This is a genomic window from Streptomyces sp. LZ34, from assembly GCF_053890475.1.
Genome location: NZ_CM132680.1, coordinates 1 through 21062, shown reverse-complemented (window position 1 = coordinate 21062; position 21062 = coordinate 1). Strand labels below are relative to the sequence as shown.

The following is a 21062-nucleotide window of genomic DNA, read 5'->3' as shown; positions in this document are numbered from 1 at the left end:
CTGTCTGGTTGGGGTGGGGGCGTGTCATCGGGGCGCCGGGCCGTCGATGCGGGCGAGGAAGTCGAGGAGTGCGGCGTTGACCTCGGCGGGACGCTCCTGCTGTGTCCAGTGCCCGCATCCCGGCAGCACCACCGGGCCGTGCAGTCGAGGCGCGACAGCGCTCAGCAGGTTGCCCGACCCGCCCTGGCCACGGAAGATTTCGCTCAGCGAGCTGCCCCCGTCCGGGGCACGCAATGAGGTGACCATGTCGCGGTCTCCCACCACGTACAGCGCGGGGACGTCGATCCCGCGCCCCCGGAACGGCGCGAGCAGTTCGTTGTTGCGTTCGATGTTCCGGTACCAGTTGAAGGCCCCGGTGAACGCCTGCTCGCCATGCAGGGCGAAGTCCTCGGCGTACGCCTGGATGTCCTCCTCCGTCAGCCAGGCAGGGAGAGCAGGCGGCTCCGGCATGGTGTCCAGGAGGCCCAGACCGTCGGGTATCACCAACGGGCGGGGCTCCCTGCCGAGCGGGTTGTCGCCCGAAGCGCCGACCAGAAGACGGCGGAAGGAGTCCGGTATGTCCTTGGCGAACTCCGCGTCAGCGATTCCGGGCTGCTGGAAGTAGACCTGGTAGAAGCCCTCGCCGTACTGGGTGCGGGTGATCGAGGGCGGGACCATCCCGCCGGGCAGAATGGGCGGAATGCTGAGCCCGGCCACCGCGCGGATTTTGTCCGGGCGCAGCATCGCCGCGGTCCAGGCAACGGGTGCACCCCAGTCGTGACCCACGACGACCGCCTGCTCCTCCTCCAGCTCCTCGATCAGGGCGATCACGTCGCCGACGAGGTGGAGCAGGGTGTACGAGGTGACGTCCGGCGGCTGCTCGCTGCGGGCGTAGCCGCGCTGGTCAGGGGCAACAACCCGGTATCCGGCCGCCGCCAGCGCCCCGAACTGGTGACGCCAGGAGTACCAGCTCTCCGGCCAGCCGTGCAGCAGCAGGACCAGCGGTCCCTGCCCCTGCTCGGCGATGTGCAGCCGGACCCCGTTCACGTCGACGAAGCGGTGGGTGAGCGGATTTTCCACAAGGATCTCCTTGAAGTGCGTGAGTGCGTGCTATTTCTTCAGCTGGGCGTACATGGCTTCCAGGTCGGCGGACAGCTGGGACTTGACCCAGCGGGTGGTGTCGTCGGCCAGCACCTCGTGCGCCCCGGCCTCGATGCCGTCGAGTGCGGCCACGGCGATGTCGCGGGGGTCGGCCTTGGGTGCGTCGACGCCCGAGGTCATGTCGGTGTCCACGTAGGCCATGTGGAGCCCGGTCACCGCGATGCCGCGCGGCTGCAACTCCAGGCGCAAGGAGTTGGTCTGCGACCACAGGGCGGCCTTGGAGGCGCCGTAGGGAGTGCCGTCGGCCAGCCAGGACAGGGCGGAGTGGGCGTTGAGGATGTGGCCCCCGCCGTTGCGCTCGATGATCGGCACGAAGGCGCGGGTGACCAGTAGCGGCCCGTAGAAGTTGGTCTCCAGATCCCGGCGCACGTCCTCCATCGGGGAATTGAGGTACGAAGCGCGGACGGAGGCCCCGGCGTTGTTGATCAGGATGGTGACGTCCTGGGCCTGCTCGGCGGCGGCTGCCACGGATGCCGGGTCAGTGGCCTCGAGCGCCAGCGGAACGGCATCGGGGTGGGTCACCGAGCGCGGGTTACGGGCCGTGGCGTAGACCTTGCCGGCTCCGCGCGCGTAGAGCTCCTCGACCAGCATCTTGCCGATGCCACGGCTGCCTCCGGTGACGAAGACGTTGGCGCCCTTGATTGCTGTCATGACTACCTCCACGAAGATGGAAACCGATCGGTTTTCACTACCGTAAACCGATCGGTTTTGTCATGCAAGTCGGTCGAGCGGCGGATGACTACGGCGCGCAGTGTCGAGGTGGAGTCGGGCGGAGCTCAGGCTTCGGGGGCTGGCCTCGTATCCGTCGGCGGAGTCCGTACTCGCCCGGCGCAGGCCGGTGAAGCCGCGAGCCCGCCGACAGTGATCGACGTGGCCTGGCTGGGCCTCAGGCGGAGTTCAGCGGAGTGACGTGAGGAGTGGCGCGCTGTACGGCTCGGTGCCGCCGGCGTGCCCGGCCGGCGCCTTGCGGGCCGGCCGGGGGTCGGCGACCAAGGGCGGCCGACTGCCGGCGGTGCAAGGACCGCTCAAGTACTGCGGGCGTGTCGGCGAGGCGCGCGACGACAGGGAAGACAGGCGCGACGGCCCTGACGACCTTTGCACCGACGCGGCCTCGCGACGAGAGGCCCAGCCCGCGGGAGCCGGCGGGCGGCGCCCGTGCAGACGGGCCACGCACCCTCCGTGAGCTGGAGCCCTCGTGCCAGAGTCGCGGGATGATCCGGCCCTTGATCCGGCCCCCCCTTGTGTCGCCTGTGCCGCCGATGCGACACCGCGCCAGTCGCCGAGCGCCTCGACGCCCCACGCAAAGGGGACCCGGTCGCCGGTGCGTTGGGAGGGGAACGGATGAGGCCCGTGGGTGACGATCAGTCCCACGACTGTGGCGGCTCGACGGACGTAGTGCTGAGGATCGCCCTGTGCGAGATGAAGTCGCCCATGTCCGCCGTGTGGATCTCCGGCGCTTCTTATTGGACCGGAACCACCGGCAGGACGATACGGGACGGCCGGGCGGGGTCGTGGAAGACCTGCTGGTGGGCCACTCGGGCCATGGTGGCGCTCTCTTCGGGTTCGCCCGTGTTGAGGTTGCGGTCCCAGCGAGGGAAGTTGCTGGAGGTGACCTGGACCCGTATCCGGTGGCCCGTCCGGAAGACGATGCTGGTCGACCACAGGTCCACCACGTGCTCGGCCGCCTCGCTCGGTGTCGCCGCGCGCACCCGCACGATGCCGTCGGCCACATTGCGGGAAACACCCCTCTCGTCGACGTCGCACAGGCGCGCCACCCAGTCGGTCGAGGGCCCGTCCGTGGCCGCGAAGAGCACCGCCCGGACGCGGCCGGTCACCTCCAGGTCCTCGGCGAGCGGTTCCGTGGTGAAGACCAGGACGTCCTCGCGCGCCTCTACGGCCGTCTGGTCGAGCGGTCCGGGACGGAAGTCATCGGTCATGAGGAGTGCGCCGCCGGTGGTGGGCGCCGGATCCATGGGGTCGTAACGGAACTGTTCGGGCTGCTCGGCGGTGGACGGCGGCTCCTGCGTCAGGCGTCCGTCCGCGCGCAGGTGGAAGTCCGTGTCCACGGCCCGCGACAGGGGCCATTCCGTCTCCTCGCGCCACTGGTTGATCCCCATGGCGAACAGCAGCACCTGGCCCGTGCCCGGCTCCACAGCTCCACCGTCGCCTTCGCCGAGGGTGCGGTGGGACCAGTCGAACTGCATGTCGTGCACGCGCCCTCGCATGCCCATGAAGTCGGAGTGCGCGCTGAATCCGAAGTTGACGTCGCCGACCACCTGCTGCCAGTTGGTGTGGGTCCACGGGCCCATGATCAGCGTGGCGGACCGGCCGGCGCGGCGCATGGCGGTGAAGTTGTCGAGCGTGCCCTGGCTGAAGATGTCGTACCAGCCGTCGAGTTGGAAGGTGGGCAGGTCGACCTCGTCGTGCCGGCCCGCGACAGTGCAGGACCGCGCCCACTCGGGCTCCCGCCGGGAACGCTCATAAGCTCGGGAAGGTCGTGCCGGGCGAACGCGGGAAACCGCCCGGCGGGCAGCTCGCCGTAACCGCCGCTCGCCAGGCCGTCCACATCCTGTACGAGCCCGGTGATGCCGTTCACGAGCCCTTCGAGGTCGGTGCGGTGACGGCGCATCAGGGTGTCGGCGCCCTGCATGAGCGACCACACCGCCGCGTGAGAACAGCCCGTCGTCCGGATCGGACCACGTGATCAACGGCGCGATCGCCTTCAGCTCCGGCGGCTTCGACAGCGCCGCCATCCACTGGGTGTTGCGAAGTAGCTGCCACCCACCATGCCGACGGAGCCGTTCGAGCCGGGAAGGGCAGCGGCCCACCGCACGGTGTCGTAGCCGTCGCTCTCCTCGTGCGTCCACGGTTCCCACTCGCCGTCGGAGGCGAACCGGCGACGGGTATCCTGCACGACGACCATGAAGCCGCGCCTGGCCGCCGCCAGGGGATCGGGTACGACGGCCATCATGGGCGTCTGCTTGCCGTACGGCAGCCGGGCCAGCAGCACCGGCCACGGCCCCGCACCGCCGGGCCGGTAGACATCCGCGCGCAGCACCGTGCCGTCACGCATTTCCGCCGGAACATCGAACTCGATCTGTATCTCCGCCATGTGCCGCTCCATTGCGTCTTTTTTCTTGCGGGGTGCTTGAGCGCGGGCAGGCGTCAGCCGGCCAGCTTGTTGAGCTTGCGGAGCTGCTTGTCGAAGGCCCGGGCGGGAACGACGCGGCGCAGTGTGCTCGCGCGTCCGGCCATGGGGCCGGCGGTGTAGCGCACCTTCGGCTTGGCGTCGGTCGCTGCCGCGACGATCGCCTTGGCGACGACGGTGGGGGCGTTGCCGTCCCTGATCGCCTCCGCCATCACGCGGTCGACGGTCTGCCGCTGCTTCGCGTAGACCTGCAGGGGCGTGTCGGGCTTCGCGCTGTTGGCCTCGAATCCGGTCCTGGTGTAGGCGGGTTCGACGAGAAGCGCCCGGATGCCCTGCTCGCGGATCTCGTGGTCCAGGGACTCGGAGTAGCCCTCGATCGCGTCCTTCGAGGCGGCGTAGACGGCCATGTACGGCTGGGGCATGAGCCCGAGTACGGACGAGATGTTGATGATGCGCCCGTGTCCCTGAGCGCGCATGTGCGGCAGTACCTCGTTCACCATGCGCATGACCCCGAAGACGTTGGTGTCGAAGACGGCCCTGGGCCTGTGCGACGGAGGTTTCCTCGGCCGCGCCCCATCGAGCCGACGCCGGCGTTGTCGACCAGGACGGCTGGCCACCTGGAGGTCGAGGAACGTCACACCGCCGAGCGGGGTGACTCGCGAGGTGTCGCGGCCGGTGCCGACCACGTCAAAACCCGCTGCGACCAGCGCGAGCGCGGTTTCCTTCCCGATGCCAGATGACGCACCCGTCACGAGTGCCACAGGCCGAGTTGCCGTAATCATGGATTCCTGACTCACGAAAACTGATCGGTTTCCATGTGCAAGCTCACGCGCCAACCCGATCCGGGCCGCGTCACCGTCTGTGCGCTGAGGCTGATCGGTCTTCGCGGCGCCTGCGGCGTCTCGCCCGAGGTGGGGCGGAGCGCTGTCGCGACGCGCGGCAGCCCGGGGCCCGTCTCGTGGCGGTCGGTATTGCGTGGTGTCGAAACAAGGGCACTGTGGGCCCGAGCCCCGCCAGGCGCCTTGTCGGCTGACGCCAGCCCCGGCGCCTGCCGCAATGACGGCATGGCCAGGATCGGTGCGCAGGAGAGACGCGAGAGCGTCGTCCGCGCAGCGATCGCCGAGTTCGCGCTCAAGGGCTACTACGGCACTTCCATAGAGGCGGTTGCCCAACGCGTCGGTGCCACGCAGCCCTACCTGTTCCGGCTCTTCCCGGGCAAAAAGGCGATCTTTGTCGCCGCTTTGGTGCGGAGTATGGAAGACACCCGCCTGGCTTTCGAGCGGGCGACCGACGGAGTGGAGGGCGGCGAGCAGGCCCTCCAGGCCATGGCGGACGCTTACGCGCGGCTGATCTCGGCGCACCCCGAAACGCTCCTGATGCAGTCGCAGGGATACGCCGCCGTGGCGGCCGCCGAGGCGCAGGGCGATGACCAGATGGGCGAGCTCGTCCGGGCCGACTGGATGAGACTGTGGGAAACCGTGCACCTGTCGCTGGGTGCCGATGTCCACGAGACCACGAGCTTCTTTGCTTGCGGCATGCTCGGCAACACTCTTGCGGCCATCGGGCTTTCCTCCGATTGCCGGGAAGCGGGGGCGTGAAGCCGTGGGCGCTGCTCCGGCTGCCGGAGACGGGCATCGACCCGAAAGAGCCCTTCGGTCGCCGAGCCTGCTCGAAGACGGGGTGCGTCAGCGCATGTCTGCCGCATCGAGCAGGGTGACCACAGTGGGTGCGATGAGCCCGGTCAGGTTGTCGGCCTGGATTCCCGCGCGGGCGCTGGCGCCGTCGAAGACCAGGATGAGCTGCCGGGCCAGCAGGTCGGGATCACTCGCGCCACCCTGTTCGGCCTCGGAACGGAAAAAGGCCGTCAGGTTCGCTTTGATCTGGTGGGCCACCCGGCTCGCGGGGTGGGTCTGATCCTTGAGCTCGATCTGCACAGCCAGGTACCGGCAGCCTCGGAACTCGGGCGCACCCGCCTGCAGTTCCACCCGCTCGAAGACGTGCAGGACCCGCCCGCGGGGTGAGCGGCCATCGTCCGCCTCCGGTAGGAGTCCGGCCACGAAGGCGGAGGCGCGCTCCTTCAGGCTCGCTGCCAGCAGTTCGTCCTTGCTCTCGAACAGCTGGTACATGGAGCGCTTCGACACCCCCGCCGCCTTGCACAACGCCTCGACGCCGATACCGACGCCGACTCGGTAGGTGAGTGTGGCCGCTGCCTCCAGCAGCCGCTCTCTGGGACTTGGCTTCACTTCGGTGGTCATACCGCGAGGTTAACTCGAATCGGACGAAATAGAAACCGATCGGTTTCCAGGGTATCAGGGAGATGCCCGGCGCCGTGCGGACGCCTGAAGGCCACTCAGAGGCTCGGCGACGGTCTTGGGGAAGAGGCCGTCGCCGAGCCGTGACGTTGTGCGCGCCTGCCGTCCCCGCGGGGCGACACACGCCGGGGCCACTCCGGGTAATGGCCCCGTCCTGGGTGAGCCGCGTTCCGCTACGCCGGGGCAGCGGTCTTCTCGGGCTTCGTCTCGGCGGGGATGCGGTGCAGCCCCTTGCGGTCGTACCAGCCCGTCATGCCGAAGCCGAAGAGTGCGGCCAGTGCGAGGCCGACGGCCATCATGACCCAGCCCCGGGTCAGGCCGGCGTCGGCCTGGGCGTCGTAATAGAGGATCGAGCGGATGCCGCCGGTGATCTGCCGCAGCGGCTCGAACTCCGCGAGGAAGCGGTAGAAGCCGGGCAGCGCCTGAATAGGCGTGGTGGCGCCGGCCGTCGGCACCGCCATCCCGATGAAGACCAGCGTGACCACCAGCATGCCGGGCGTGCCGAACACGGCGAGGAGGGTGAGCGCGCCGATCCCGGAGACCGCGATGGCGCACACCGAGTACAGCCACAGCAGCGGCAGGTGGGCGGCATCCATGCCCATGACGCCGACCGCGCCCGCCATGACCAGGGTTCCCATCAGCAGGGACAGACCGGCCATGAGGGTGCTGCTGATGGCGAGGGTCTGCACCCGGGTCGCCCGGATCAGCGGGCGGTGCAGCCGCAGCGGGCCCATGTCGTTGTGGGTGTAGCCGAGGGCGTGGTCCACCTGGCCGCTGATGACATTGGCGGAGAGCATGCCGCAGACCACCAGGACGAGCGCGTAGTAGAACGCCGTCAGACCCAGGCCGCTGTGCGAGTCGAGCGGATGGCCGTCCTTGACCGTGACGGCGGCCGGGTCGGCCAGGAGGACGCGTGCCGCGGCGGGCACCTTTGCCTGCCCGGTCCCGCTCTGGGACGTGAGCTCCTTGCCCACCTGGAGCGAGGCGCTTTCGGCCGCCTGGGTCGTCGCCGTCCGGGCCAGGCTGGAGCCCACGCTGCCGGCGGACTGGTTGGTCAGCACCGTCAGCGTCGGGCGGGCCGGGGTCCCGGCGGTCGCGGTGCCGGTCAGAGCGACGGTGGCGGAGGTGAAGTCGGCGGGGACGACGAGCGCGCCGTACAGCTTGCCCTCGCCGAGCTCCTCCTTCACCCCCCTCTCGTCCATCACCTTCCAGTCGATCTTGTCCCCGCTCACGGTGGATTTCTTGATCGACTCGGAGATCTGAGCCCCCAGGTTGATCTGCTTGCCACCGACAGCAGCCCCCTTGTCGGCGTTGACCAGACCGACGGGCAGCTTGGTCATGTGATCGACCGGATCGATGTTGGCACCGACGTAGAACACGGTGAACAGCAGCGCGAGTACGCCTGTGATGACGCCATTGGCGATCCACAGGGGTTTGGCACGCAGGACGCGGAACGGGTGAATCCCACTCATGATTTACTCCGGTCTCGGACAGCACACTCATATCCGGAGGAGGCCGGACAGCTTCATTGCGGGCCGGCGACCCTCGGAACGTTCAATCTCGGCACACACGGCCGCCGACACGGAACCGGAGGTGCGGATTCAGCACCCTGCCGGGACTCCGGCTGATGAAACCGGTCGGTTTCAGACCCATCGTAAACCGATCAGTTTTCAAATTCCAAGTCGAGGCGCTGGCCCATGTCCCAGCAGCGTCAGAAAGCCGCATGCCGGCACCTGTCCCGCTCGGAAATACGATTCTGGGTCTGGCCTGCAGCTTCTCCGCGCAGGGTGGCGGCCTGCACGGCGCCTGGGATGATCTGCCGATGCCGCTTTCAATCGTCACCGCGCTGGTCCGGAACCTGATCAAGGTGCCCGCTGCCGTGCTGCGCTGCCGCGTGGCCAAGGATGCGGAGGTCTTGGCGTTGCGGCACGAGAACGCGGTGTTACGCCGCCAGATCGCCCGAGTCCGCTACGAGCCCGCCGACCGAATCCGGCTCGCCCTCCTTTCCCGGCTGGTCCCGCGGGAACACTGGCGTCACGTATTCTCTGTCACTCCCACCACGCTGCTGGCCTGGCACCGGCAATTCCTTGCGCGGAAGTGGACGTTCCCCCGGCACCGCCGCCCCGGCAGGCCGTCCACCGCGCCCACCGTCAAACAGCTCATCCTGCGCCTGGCCAAAGAGAACAGTGCATGGGGCCACCGCCGTATACAGGGCGAACTCGCACGCCTCGGCTACCAGATCGCCCTGTTCACGGTCTGGGAGATCCTGCACGCGGCCGGCATCGATCCCGCTCCGCAGTGCTCCGGCCCGACCTGGCGTGAATTCCTCACCGCCCAGGCCCATGGCATCCTCGCCGCCGACTTCCTCCACATCGACACCATCGCGCTCAAGCGCCTGTACGCCCTGGCCCTCATCGAACACGGCACCCGGCGTGTTCACCTCGCCGGCGTCACCGCGCACCCCACCGTCCCATGGACCGTCCAACAGGCCAGGAACCTCACCATGACGCCGGGGTGCCGGATGGACTCCCCGCGTTTCCTCCTCCGGGACCGGGACAGCAAGTACACCAACGCCTTCGACGCCGTCTTCCAGGCCGACGACATGGAGATCCTGCTCAGCGAGATCCGGCTCCTGCCTGTCCGCACCGAACTCGCGCATGACCTCCCCGAACCGCTGCATCATCGAGCGGGGCGCCGTCGTCCAGTACACCTTCGGTGTCAGCGCGGTCATCGCCAGCGCCGCCATCGTGATGCGGTTGGCCTGGATGTGGTCGGGGTGGCCATAGAAGCCGTTCTCGTCGTAGGTGACGACCACATCGGGCTGGTAGCGCCGCAAGAGTTCCGCGAGTCGGGCAGCGCCCTCCTCCACAGGTGTCTGCCAGAAGGAGCCTGGGGCGTCATTGGTCGGCCACCCCATCATCCCGGAGTCGGCGTAGTCCAGCCTCTCCAGATGACCGACCTTCAGGACTTCGCAGCTTGCCTCGAGTTCCTGACGCCGCATCAAGGCGACGGCCGCCCCATCGTGCCCGGGATCGCCCGGCTTGACACCCCCCGGTCCGTCACCACAACCGCCGTCGGTGCACGTCACGAGGACCGTGCAAATGCCCTCCGCCGCGTACCGCGCGAGGACACCTCCTGTTCCAGTGGCCTCATCGTCGGGGTGGGCGTGTACCGCCATAAGCGTCAAGGGCAAGTCATTCATGAAACTGTCCTCCTGTGTGAAAAGGCCTCGGTCCGAGTCCGTGCCGGGCGTATGAGCGGTCGCCCTTCAATATCGGATGTCGGATGACCGGGCGTACCGCGGGCCCGAGGGCCCCGGATCACGTCGGCTGTTGGCCTCTGTGTCCCCCATCCGCGCGGCGCCGCTCTCTTGGCGGTGCAACAGTGTCGGCCGGACCGGCTGTTCCCGCCGCACACCGGAACTGTGCCACTCCCGGCGTCTCCGGTCAGTTGGGGAACTGGATGGTTGTCCTCAGGGGGAGGTTGGTGACGGAGGTGCCCACGAGCATGTGGTAGGGGCCGGGTTCGTGGTGCCAGCCGTCGGGTCGCCAGTGGGCGAAGGCGCGGTAGGGGAGGGGGATGGCGACCTGGGTGGTCTCGCCGGGTTCGGCGTGGACGGTGGTGTGGGCGGCGAGCCAGCGGCTGGGGCGGTCGACGGTGGAGTCGGAGCGGGAGAGGTAGACCTGGATGACCTGCTTGCCGGCGCGTGGGCCGGTGTTGGTGGCCGTGAGGTGGACGGTGTGGCGGTCGGTGCCGTCGTCGGTGTCGGTGTCGTAGTCGACGGTGAGGTCGGCGAGGTGCCAGGTGGTGTAGCCGAGGCCATGGCCGAAGGGGAAGGCGGGCTGGGTGTCGGACTTCAGCCAGGCGCGGTAGCCGATGTGGATGTCCTCGGTGTAGTGAAGTGCGCCGTCGGTGGGGGTGGTGTTGAGGACGGGGACGTCCTCGGCGGTGGCCGGCCAGGTGGTGGGCAGGCGGCCGCCGGGTTCGGCGTGGCCGAGGAGGATGTCGGCGAGGGCGTTGCCCATCTCCTGGCCGCCGAAGTAGGTGACGAGGAGGGCCGAGACGTCGTCGCGCCAGGGCAGGAGGACGGGGGAGCCGGAGTTGACGACCACGATGGTGGGGGTGTTGGTGGCGGTGACGGCGTGGACGAGGGCGTCCTGGTGGCCGGGGAGGTCGAGGTCGGTGCGGTCGAAGCCCTCGGACTCCACTTGGGAGTTGGTGCCCACGACGACGATGGCGATGTCGGCATCGGCGGCGGCTCGGGCGGCGTCGGCGATCAGGGCGATGGGGTCGTGGGGGGCCGGTTTGGTGCCGAGGGTGATGGCGAAGGTGCCGCCCATGGCCGTGTCGCGTGAGGTGAGGTCGAAGGTGACGCGCACGGACAGGGGGGTGCCGGCGGTGGTGGTGAGGGGGGTGGTGACGGCGGGTGGGGCCAGGAGGCTGGCGCCGAGGTCCTGGCCGACGGCGATCGCGGTGTCCTCGTGGTAGAGGTGGTCGTCGAGGTGGATGCGGCCGGTGCCGACGGAGGCGAAGCCGAGCAGGCTCTCGCCGGTGGTGTCGGTGGTCCAGCGGGTGGTGAGTTCGATGGTGGCGGCGGTGGTGATGGGGGCGTCCCCGCCGAAGTAAACCAGGGCGGTGGAGCGGCGGTCCTCGCGGAAGAGTTCGCCGCCGTCGGCGTCGAGGAAGCGGACGAGCATGCCGGGTTCGCCGGTGGCCGGGTTGGTTATCTGGGCGAGGGGGAGCTCGGCGAGGCCGTGATGGGCGACGGCGCCGAGGCTGTAGGTGACCTCGGCGCCGGGGAGGGCGGCGCGCAGTCCTTCGAGGGGGCTGACGACGCGCTCAGGCAGGACGGTTGCGGAGCCGCCGCCCTGGGTGCGGGCGTGCTGGGCGTTGTGGCCTATGACGGCGACGCGGCGCAGGCGGGTGGGGTCGAGGGGGAGGATGCCGTCGTTGGCGAGGAGGACGGTGCCCTGGGCGGCGGCGTGGCGGGCGAAGGCGATGGTGTCCGAGGCGGTGACCCGCGGTGGTGGGGCGGCCTGGTAGCCGTCCAGGGCGCCGACGCGGGCGGCGAGCAGGAGGACGCGCGCCACCTTGCGATCGATGACGGCCTCGTCGACGCGGCCATCGCGGACGGCCGCGACCAGGGCCGGGCCCCAGGGGCCGTCAGGTCCCGGCATGACAAGGTCCTGCTCGGCCTCGGCCGAGGCGAGGGAGCGGACGGCGGTCCAGTCGCTGACGACGACGCCGTCGAAGCCCCACTCGGACTTCAACGGTGTGTCGAGGAGGTCGTTCTCGGTGGCGGTCACGCCGTTGATGGCGTTGTAGGCGGACATGACCAGCCAGGGGCGGGCCTGGATCACGGCCTTCTCGAAGGCGAGGAGGTAGAGCTCGCGGAGGGCGCGTTGGGAGACCTCGGTGCTGGCGGTGAAGCGCTCGGTCTCGTAGTCGTTGGCGACGTAGTGCTTGGGGGTGGCGGCGACGCCGTGGTCCTGCAGGCCGCGCACGAAGGCGGCGGCCAGGTCGGCGGTGAGGACGGGGTCCTCGCTGAACGCCTCGAAGTGGCGGCCCCCGAGCGGGGAGCGGTGAAGGTTGATCGTTGGGCCGAGGACCACGTCGACGCCCTTGTGGCGGGCCTCGGCGGCGAGCACGGCACCGTAGCGGTAGGCCAGCTCGGGGTCCCAAGAGGAGGAGAGGGCGGTCGCGGATGGCAGGTTGAGTGAGGGGGAGCGCTCGTCCCACACCTCGCCCCGCACCCCCGAGGGGCCGTCGGACAGCACCATCCGGCGCAGGCCGATCGACTCGACCGGCGAGGTGGTCCAGAAGTCCTGGCCGGTCAACAGCTTGACTTTGGTCTCCAGGGAGAGTTCGGCGACCAGCCGGTGGAGCTCGGGGGAGCCGAGATCGAGGGAGGTGTGGGAGGGGGGCATGGCGTTCTCCTTGCTGGACATGATCAGTGAGCGGGCGAGCGGAGAGCGGCCGCCCGGCGCCGCTCGAGTTCGTCGGTAACCCGCTTGACGTCGCGCGGGTCTGCACGATGGGCCGCGGAGCTAGGCCGGGCAGTCAGTCCAGAGCGGGTGCCTCCCGAGAGGGGAAGCGATAGATTCGGCAGCGAGAGATCCCCGAGTGGTCACAGTGGGCGGGGATGGGGAACGGGCTGGCGGAGGTTTGCCCGGACTGCGGATGCATCCAGGCGGTCCCTCCCGCGGTTTCGTCGCCATTGAGGCGGCGCTCCGCTTTCCAACCATCCGGACCGCAGCGCCCTTCGGTGACGGACTCGAGACCGATCTGCCACGCTGGATCCGTGGTCGTGAAGCCGATGCGGAAACCTCGGCCGACCGCGAGGAAGACGTCCTCCTCCTGCGCCACGATGAGGCCGTAACCGTACGTGCCCGTAGCGTCGATCCCGATGGGAGCCCACCGGGTCACCGTCAGGACGATCGAGCCAATGGTCAGCGCGACGCGCGGAGTGGCGTCATCGAGGTGGAAACCCCTGGTGACGGCTGGTGTGCCGTCAGTGAGGGTCAGCACGGACTCGGTCTGGCGGATCAGGTCGTAGACGTCGGAAAGTGCGGCGAGTTCGGGGAGGTCGGCCGAGTCCGTGCCGAACGGGGAGACACCCAGGGCGTGGTACTCGCCGATCGCGAGTAGCCCATGCCCGGCACCCGCTGCGTCACGGCGCATCTCGGGTATGAAAAGACCGTCCGACATGGTCAGGAAGTCGCCGAAGACCGTGTCGGGCTGGCCGAAGTAGAAGTCGGGGGTGAACAGGTCGACTGTGGGAGCGGTCGTTCGCCAGACGCCGGCCACGCGTGGGAGCGGCCCTCCGCTGGGATAGGTGCCCGGAACCTGTCCCCCGGCGACCGCGAAGCCCGGGATGTCGAGGTCGATCTCGCTGTCCAGCCAGGCGTTGGTGAAGAAGGGCACGGGGGAGACGGCCCGGCCCGCCCGCGCCAGTTTCTCGATGTGGCTCGCGAATGCCCAGGCCATGAAGGCCTCGTCGCGTGCGGAGGGATCGCCCGGCAGGTCACTCCAGCACAGGTTCGCGGGTACGGCGGTCGCGTCCTGCGAGGACAGCACATTACGGAGGTTCTCGGGGACGGGCTGGGCGAAGGCATTCTGCGCCTGGCGGGACCGGTCACGAGAGGCGCCGAGCAGTCCGACCTCGTTCTCGATCTGCACCATGAGCACGGTGCGGTGTTCGGCGTCGATCTCCTCGATGTACTCCATCAAGCGGCGGAATGCGGCCAGGTCGAGGTTGCTGGGTGCGAACGGGGTCAGGGTTTCGGTCATGCGCCCGTCGTCCAGCACACAGCGGGGAAACTGGTCCCAGTCGCGCTTCACCCACGTCGGTGCGTAGCTGGACGTGCCGTTCTTCCACGCGCCGAACCACAGCAGGATCACACGCAATCCGGCAGCCCGAGCCTCCTCGAGGACCGATCGGACCGAGTCGAGGACGAAGCGCCCCTCCACGGGTTCGATCTCTTCCCACGTGACGCTTGCCAGCACGGTATTGGCGTTGGCAGCGATCGCGGACTGCAGACCGGCGGCCAGCGAGCCGGCTGCTGAAGGGGAGGAGTTGTGCAGTTCGACGCCGCGTACGAGAAACGGGTTCCCGTCGACGACGAGCCGGGCCGGTCCCTGCGACCTGTCGAGGCGGGGCGGCGGGCAGGCTCCTGCCTGCTGAACGCCGAGCGCCGAAGTGGTCACTGTGTGATTCACGGAGCCTCCTGGGCAAGAATGGTCTGCGAAAATGTAGCGCTTGGGCTGTTTTCGTGGCTAGCATCTCACGCGCCGTCCCTCACAGTGCTGCAAAGGAGCAGGCCAGTGACCCTTTCCACGAGACCAGGCATCCCCCGGGGAGACCATGAACTGAATCGGGATCCGGCGCGCCTCGGCAGGCTCGGGCCGCTGCTGTTCCTCGTTCACGCGGGCTGGATGCTCCCGTTCGCCGCTGCGGGCACGCTCATCCCGGCGATCATGACGCAGATCGATCCCGACCGGAAAGTGGCGCTTTACGGCACCCTCGCCACCACCGGCTCGCTGGCGAGCATGATCGCCACGATCGTCATCGGCACACTGTCCGATCGCACCCGTTCACGCCTGGGCAAGCGCAACCCGTGGATCGCCAGTGGTGGCGTCGTCCTCGCCATCGCAGCCACCACCATGTCGTTCACCAGCAACTTCCCCCTGCTCGTCGCACTCTGGATCACCTTCCAGGTCGGCCTGGCAGTGGTCCTCGCTCCGTTGTTCGCCGTACTGCCGGACCGGGTGGCCCCCAGCAACCTGGGGAAGGCCTCCGCTGTCGTCGGATTCGGCCAGCTGGTCGCTCAGAGCCTGGGCAGCGTCGTGGCCGGCGCTCTCATCACGGTCCCCCGGGAGGGCCTACGCTGGCTGCCCTGGCTGATCGCCGTCACCGCGGTGCTCTTCGTCCTCCTGGCCCCGGAGCCGGACAACCGGGACGAGCCGCGGGAGGCAGGGTCCGCACGGGCACTGCTGCGCAGCTTCATGCCCCCGCGCGACCGTGATTTCCTCCTGGCGCTCGCCGGCCGCTTCCTGCTGCTGATGTCCTTCATGAGCGTGCTGCTCTACCAACTCTTTGTGCTCACCGACTACATCGGGCTCGGCGCCAAGGAAGCGGGCCGTGTCATCGCCACCGGGGGCGTCGTCATGGCGGTCAGCTCGGGTGCGGCGACGGTACTCTCCGGTCCTCTCTCCGACCGCCTGGGCAGACGCAAGCCCATCGTGATCACCGCCTCGCTCATCTTTGCCGCAGCCGAGATGCCCCTGGCCTTGTCCGATTCACTGGCGGCGTTCTACACATTCCTGGGCGTCGGCGGTTTCGCCTACGGGATCTACATCGCCGTCGACCAGGCCCTCCTGGCGGACGTCCTGCCCAACAGCGACGACCGCGCGAAGGACATGGGGATCCTCAACATAGCCAACACAGGCCCCCAGATACTCGCGCCGATCGTCTCGGGTCTCGTCGTGACCGCCATCGGCTACCGCAGTGTCTTCGTCATCGCGATCGCGCTGGCGGTGGTGTCAGCCCTGGTGCTCCTGCCCCTGCGGCGCGTGCGGTGAAAAGCGCCGCAGGCCGTCGTTGCGCAGTGCCTATACTCGGATCATGGGTAACCCTGCAGCGACGGCCGGGCGGCGTGGTCCGTACGCGAACACCGCACGGCGAAAGGCCGAAATCGTCGAAGCTGCCGAGCGGGCCTTCGCCGTCACCGGCTACCACGGGGGGGCGCTGCGGGAGATCGCCCGTCAGCTCGATCTGAGCTTCACAAGCCTGCGGCATCACTTCCCCAGCAAGGAAGAGCTGCTGATCGCGGTGCTTGAGAACGCGGACAACCGCGAACAAGAACCCTTCGAAAGGGACTTGCTGCACAGCGGTCTCATCGAGGCAGTCATCGCCCTGGCCGAGCGCAACCTCGCGAAACCGGAGTCGCTGCGACTGCTGGCAGTCATGTCGGCCGAGGCGTCGTCCACCTCTCATCCTGCCCATGCCTGGTTCGTCGAACGGTATGGCCGAGTCCGAACCCTCGTTGAAAAGGGCATCCGGTCCGACATCGCCCAAGGGCGCCTTCCGGCAGATACCAAGGCCGCCGAGGCGGCCTACGCATTCGTCGCGCTCTGGGACGGACTGCAGCTGCAATGGCTGATCGATCCGAATTTCGACCTCGTCGCCGCCTTGAGGAAGGGCCTCCGTGCTCTGCTCGGCCAAACCCCGTGAACGCCGTACTTCAGCGTGATCTTGCGAGGAACCCTGGCCCTTACTGACTTTGGCGTTTCGGGGTCTGGATCTGTGTCGGGACTGGTGACGTGGTCCGTCCGAGGTGGTACGCCGGAGGGATGCGGTATCCGGACGGGGGCGGGTTGACCGCCGAGCAGCGCAGGCGCCGGGAAGAGGTACGGATACGGGCTGTTGACCTCTTCGAGGAGGGTGTGGAAGTCCCGTGCATCGTGGGCGAGTTACGGGTGAGTGGGAAGTCGGTCCACCAGTGGCGCCGCACCTGGAGGGCGGGCGGACGCGAGGCGCTGCGTTCCAGGGGTCCTTCCGGCTACGGCTGCCGGCTCGGCCCTCACCTGCAGGCCAAGCTCGCGATGTGGCTGGAGGAGGGGCCGGCCGCGCACGGCTGGGCGGACGACCAGGTGTGGACCGCCGCGAGGGTGCGCACGCTGATCGGGCGGAAGTTCCACATCTCCTACAGCGTCTCGGGGGTGACCCGGCTGCTGCACCGGATGGGCTACAGCGTGCAGATGCCCGCCCGGCCCGCCGCCGAACGCGACGAGGGCGCGATCACCGCATGGCGGGAGGCGACCTGGCAGGAGGTAAAACCCTCCGGGCGGCGACCGGCGCGTTCATCTGTTTCGAGGAGGAAGCGGGCGTGACCGGCCGTCTGCCCAGGGGCCGGACCTGGGGCCGGCGCGGGATCACCCCGAGGGTCAAGGTGTCCGGCCGCAGCCGGGGACGGCTCTCGGTGGCCGGGCTGCTGTGCTTCCGGCCGGGTCTGCCCGCCCGCCTGTGCTACCGGCTGCGTCGGCATACCGGCCGCAAGGGCGAGCGTCGCTCGCTGGGTGAGACGGACTACATCCGCCTGCTCGATGGCGCCCACTAGCTGCTGAAGGCCCCGCTGATCGTGGTGTGGGACCGGCTGAGCACCCACATCTCCAAGACGATGAAGGCACTCGTTGCCGAGCGGGACTGGCTGACGGTGGTCCTGCTGCCCGGGTATGCGCCCGACCTCAACCCGGTGGAGGGCCTGTGGGCGCACATCAAGCGGAGCCTGGCCACCTGGCCGCCCGCACCCTCAGCGAACTGGAGGCCCTGCTCCGCAGACGGCTCAAGACGCTGCAGTGCCGGCACCGCGTCCTCGCCGGAACGGGCCTCACTCCCGACAGACCGGACGGACCCTAATACGCCGAAGTCAGTAAGTCCTCGTCGATGTCGGTGAGCGCGGGCCGACGGAGAGTGTTACGGAGATGGGAGAGGGACTCTTCAGGAGCGAACACACCGATCGGCAAAAAGTCGTGGCCACTGAGGGCGGCGAGGTCACTTTCACGGCTACGCGTGGTGACGATGACCCTGCCACTGCCGTTGGTCTGGCGGGGCGGCCACAACCCTTCGGGCGCGCCGGGGGAGAGCACATCATCGAGGACGATGAGCCAGCTGTGCGTGGTGGTACGCAGCCAGTTCACAAACTGCTGGGCCTCGAATGTGGTGTCCTCGCCACCGGGCACCAGATCGAGGATGCGGGCTGCCTGGGCGTAGACGCCGGTCACCGCTGTGGTGTTGTTCGCCGTCACCCACATCAGCACATCCACCTTGCCGTCTGCGCCGCTGTGGCAGTAGTGGGCGGCCAGACAGGACTTCCCAATTCCCCCCGTCCCTGTGATCACCCGCCCGTTCACGTCCTCGAAGCGTCTTTGAGGACGGAGCCGCCGCCAGTGTCCAAGGCCCGCACAAGGGCGCCACCGTACCCCCGTTCGATAAAGACGCCGCCCACGTCGGGTACCAGGCCGAATCGCAACGGCTTCGAGCGGCGCGCAGCTCGCATCAAAGTGTGAGATCTACCCCGCGCCAACTCGCTCACATGCGGGAGGATGAATTCCGCCGACTGCCCCTGTCGTGAGTTGAGGTTGTACGCATGTCTTCCAGCCCTGAGCCCGTGGCTGAGGCTTCAGCCACTCCGGCATCCCGGGACCGTCCGGTCCGGCTCATGCTACGTCCGGATCAGCAGCAGGCGGTCGACAACGCAGCACGTCATCTCGCGCGTCCGCATACGCGTGGTCACACGGTCTCGGCGTGCGGTACCGGTAAGACCGTGACTGCGTTGCGTACGGCCGAGGCCCTGACCGTCCGGCATCTTCTGGTCGCAGTGCCGAGCCTGGACCTGATCGCGCAATGGGCCCAGGCCGCCCGCAGAGACGGGCGCCGCGAGCCGATGATCGCAGTGTCCTCACTGCGTGCAGACAAGCACCCGCTGCTCGCGGGGGCAGCCGTCACGAGTACGAACTCGGGCGAGAGGCTGGCGTCGTGGCTGGCCCGGCACGAGCACGCCACCGTCTTCGTCACCCTCGACTCGCTGCCGAAAATCGAGCAGAGCCAGCACACCCGTGCCCCGGCCCCAGTGTTCGATCTGCTGATCGTGGACGAGGCGCACCGCACCGCAGGTAGCTGGGACAAAGAGTGGACAGCCCTGCACGACAACACGCGCATCCCGGCCGACCGCCGTCTCTACCTCACCGCGACCCCCTACGAGTGGGAGCCACCGCGTCTGACGGAGGCGCCCACGTCCCGCCCGGTACCGAAGCGCACCGCGGCCACGGCCCCAGAATGGGATGCACCCTCACTGGTCGCGTCCATGGCAGACGTCAAAACCTTCGGCCCACGCCTGCACACCTACTCCCACGCCCAGGCCATCGAAGACGGAGTCCTCGCGGACTACCAGCTGGTGGTACCCACCATCACCGACACCACACTGCGCACCGCCCTCGCCGACCCAGACACCCACTCCGGCTTCGCCCCAACCGCCCGCCGGACGACAGCCCTGCACCTTGCCGTCCTCAAGGCGATGGCCGAACACGACCTCCATCACCTGATCGTCTATTTCCAGCAGATCGCCGATGCTACGGACTTCGCCCGCCAGTTCCCCCACAGCCTGCGCACCCTCACCCGCGAGCAGCGCCCGGACTGGGCCGAGGACCTGGTCGTGCAGTCGATCAACGGCACCCACACCCCGGGCCAGCGCCACGACATCCTGACCGACTTCGCCGACGCCGACCGTGCCGTCCTCACCAACGCCCAGGTCCTGGGGGAGGGCATCGACCTGCCAGCTGTGGATGGGGTGGTATTCGCGGACCGTACCGCCAGCGTCCGCCGGATCGTCCAGGGTCTGGGCCGCGCACTGCGCAAACCCCCCACCCGCGAGACCAAGACAGCCAGCCTCATCATCCCTGCCTACATCCCACCCGGCGCCGACCCCACCGACCTGCTCGCCACCCCCTACGAAGCCTTGTGGCTGGTCACCGCAGCCCTCAGACACCACGACCAGACCATCGCCGCCCGCGCACCCCGCAAAAACCCCAACCAGCGCCTAGAGCGCGACACCCACACCCTGATCGCCCGCCGCTTCCGCTTCGACTTCACTCTCGATCCCAACACCATCGCTCAAGCCATGGATCTCATCTCCTGGCCCGCCGACGGAACCGTCCTCTCCGCACCGCGGAGAGCCGGCCTGGCCGCCGCCACCCGCTTCTACACCGAACACCAGCACCTGCGCGTCCCCGCAGGCTACGAGGACGCCTACGGCTACCACTTGGGCACCTTCATCACTGGCCAACGTACAGCCCGTCAGCAAGGAACTCTCACCCCAGAGTGGATCGCTGAACTCGACGAACTCGGCATGATCTGGGACGACCACGAAGCCACCTGGCAAGGCCACCTGACGACCGTCACCGCCTACCAGACAGAGCACGGTCACCTCGCCATCCCTGCCCACCAACCCGGCGGCCAGTTCCTCGTCGACCAACGCGCCCTGGCCCGGAAAAACCGCCTTGCCCTCGAACGCAACGCCGAACTCACCGCCCTCGACCCCGATTGGACACTTCCGTACGGCCCCGACTGGCACCGCAAGTACCACCTCCTTAAACGCCACCTCGAAGCTGGCTACGACCCCGCAACACTGCGCCGTGACACGGTGATTGAGGGAGTGAAGGCCGGAAGCTGGCTACACCGCCAGCACACCTCTTGGGACCAGCTGGCCCCTGGGCAGCGCGACCTCCTGACCCGCCTCAAGCTGACCCCCAACCAAACCCCTCTCCTCACAGGGAAGATGATCGGCACGGAGTCGAAGCGGACTCGCCGTACCTTTCAGCAGACCGCGGAGATCCTCCGGCTGTTCATGGAACGCTGGGGCCGCCCGCCCGGCGCTCGGGAATGGATCGAAGCCGACGGCGATCGGATCATGATCGGCCCGTGGCTCTGCAAAGTCCGAACCAGACAGAACACCGGCCAACTCACCCAAGAACAAGATCAGTTGATGGAAGAGATCCTTCAAAGCGACTGGCGCGACACCGACCCCGCACCTCCTGAAAAGGGGGACACCCACATCTCGAATCTTCCATAGTTTTCTGCTTCTATGGAAGCAGCAGAAGGCACGCGGAGCCAGCAACTCAGGAACCCGGCAGGCCGAAAAGATCCTGACCTCGAGTCGACTCCTCCCCGAGCAAGCGTCACCGGGAGGACCGCCCCACTCCGGCCAGCCCAAAGGTGACCGCGGAGCGGACACCTTTCTAACCACCGTAGCCAAAAACAGAGTTGCAGGAACCGACCAGGCCAAGGTGCTCGGATCGCGGAGCGATCCGAGCACCGCCCGACGACCCGCCCGTGATCCGCGGAGCGGATCACCCGCCACGAAGTGGCGGGCAGGCCACCGGAGGTGGCCGCATCTTGACGACCC

General features: G+C 68.4%; 11 protein-coding genes and 5 pseudogenes. 6 read left to right on the top strand and 10 right to left on the bottom strand.

Going from position 1 to position 21062, the window contains the following annotated elements:
* Positions 1 to 24: 24 nt before the first annotated feature.
* The 4 genes and pseudogenes from ACWY4P_RS00080 to ACWY4P_RS00065 form a co-directional block, all read right to left on the bottom strand.
* Positions 25 to 1059, bottom strand: coding sequence for an alpha/beta fold hydrolase (locus tag ACWY4P_RS00080; RefSeq protein WP_456208022.1), 1035 nt, complete (start codon positions 1057 to 1059; stop codon positions 25 to 27).
* Positions 1060 to 1089: 30 nt separating this feature from the next.
* Entirely contained in the window at positions 1090 to 1791 is a 702-nt protein-coding gene (locus ACWY4P_RS00075) for an SDR family oxidoreductase (RefSeq protein WP_456208021.1), read from the bottom strand.
* An 809-nt stretch (positions 1792 to 2600) separates the two neighbouring features.
* Positions 2601 to 4213 (bottom strand): annotated as a pseudogene (locus ACWY4P_RS00070) (CocE/NonD family hydrolase).
* 92 nt (positions 4214 to 4305) lie between these two features.
* Positions 4306 to 5070 (bottom strand): annotated as a pseudogene (locus tag ACWY4P_RS00065) (SDR family NAD(P)-dependent oxidoreductase).
* A 282-nt stretch (positions 5071 to 5352) separates the two neighbouring features.
* Between ACWY4P_RS00065 and ACWY4P_RS00060 the strand changes: the two are divergent.
* Positions 5353 to 5886: a TetR/AcrR family transcriptional regulator gene (locus tag ACWY4P_RS00060; RefSeq protein ID WP_456208020.1), complete on the top strand. Its 534-nt coding sequence runs from the start codon at positions 5353 to 5355 to the stop codon at positions 5884 to 5886.
* Between the two features lie 87 nt (positions 5887 to 5973).
* Here ACWY4P_RS00060 and ACWY4P_RS00055 read toward each other — a convergent pair whose 3' ends face one another.
* Positions 5974 to 6543, bottom strand: a complete 570-nt coding sequence (locus tag ACWY4P_RS00055; protein ID WP_456208019.1) for a TetR/AcrR family transcriptional regulator — start codon at positions 6541 to 6543, stop codon at positions 5974 to 5976.
* Positions 6544 to 6773: 230 nt separating this feature from the next.
* Entirely contained in the window at positions 6774 to 8072 is a 1299-nt protein-coding gene (locus ACWY4P_RS00050; protein WP_456208018.1) for an SNG1 family protein, read from the bottom strand.
* Positions 8073 to 8422: 350 nt separating this feature from the next.
* Between ACWY4P_RS00050 and ACWY4P_RS00045 the strand changes: the two are divergent.
* Positions 8423 to 9229: pseudogene (locus tag ACWY4P_RS00045) on the top strand (integrase core domain-containing protein); the annotation flags it as partial.
* Here ACWY4P_RS00045 and ACWY4P_RS00040 read toward each other — a convergent pair.
* From ACWY4P_RS00040 to ACWY4P_RS00030, 3 genes and pseudogenes are all read right to left on the bottom strand, one after another.
* Positions 9215 to 9802 (bottom strand): annotated as a pseudogene (locus ACWY4P_RS00040) (PIG-L family deacetylase); the annotation flags it as partial. The pseudogenes ACWY4P_RS00045 and ACWY4P_RS00040 sit on opposite strands and share 15 nt — an antisense overlap.
* A 244-nt stretch (positions 9803 to 10046) precedes the next feature.
* The gene (locus ACWY4P_RS00035) at positions 10047 to 12527 is read right to left on the bottom strand and encodes a beta-glucosidase (protein ID WP_456208017.1); all 2481 of its coding nucleotides are present in this window, start codon (positions 12525 to 12527) and stop codon (positions 10047 to 10049) included.
* Positions 12528 to 12660: 133 nt separating this feature from the next.
* Positions 12661 to 14319 carry a DUF5597 domain-containing protein gene (locus tag ACWY4P_RS00030; RefSeq protein WP_456208016.1) on the bottom strand — a complete coding sequence of 553 codons (1659 nt, stop codon included), beginning with the start codon at positions 14317 to 14319 and terminating at the stop codon, positions 12661 to 12663.
* Between the two features lie 105 nt (positions 14320 to 14424).
* Between ACWY4P_RS00030 and ACWY4P_RS00025 the strand changes: the two genes are divergently transcribed.
* From ACWY4P_RS00025 to ACWY4P_RS00015, 3 genes and pseudogenes are all read left to right on the top strand, one after another.
* Positions 14425 to 15681, top strand: coding sequence for an MFS transporter (locus ACWY4P_RS00025; protein ID WP_456208015.1), 1257 nt, complete (start codon positions 14425 to 14427; stop codon positions 15679 to 15681).
* A 43-nt stretch (positions 15682 to 15724) separates the two neighbouring features.
* A complete protein-coding gene (locus ACWY4P_RS00020) occupies positions 15725 to 16333 on the top strand; it encodes a TetR/AcrR family transcriptional regulator (RefSeq protein ID WP_456208014.1) in 609 nt (202 codons plus the stop codon).
* A 119-nt stretch (positions 16334 to 16452) separates the two neighbouring features.
* A pseudogene (locus tag ACWY4P_RS00015) lies at positions 16453 to 17518 on the top strand (IS630 family transposase).
* On the opposite strand, the gene ACWY4P_RS00010 reads toward ACWY4P_RS00015, so the two are convergent.
* On the bottom strand, positions 17515 to 18012 hold the full coding sequence (locus ACWY4P_RS00010) for an NB-ARC domain-containing protein (RefSeq protein WP_456208013.1): 498 nt from the start codon (positions 18010 to 18012) through the stop codon (positions 17515 to 17517). The pseudogene ACWY4P_RS00015 and the gene ACWY4P_RS00010 overlap by 4 nt on opposite strands.
* Before the next feature lie 236 nt (positions 18013 to 18248).
* Here ACWY4P_RS00010 and ACWY4P_RS00005 point away from each other — a divergent pair, with 236 nt between their 5' ends.
* Positions 18249 to 20729, top strand: a complete 2481-nt coding sequence (locus ACWY4P_RS00005) for a Helicase associated domain protein (protein ID WP_456208012.1) — start codon at positions 18249 to 18251, stop codon at positions 20727 to 20729.
* Positions 20730 to 21062: the final 333 nt, after the last annotated feature.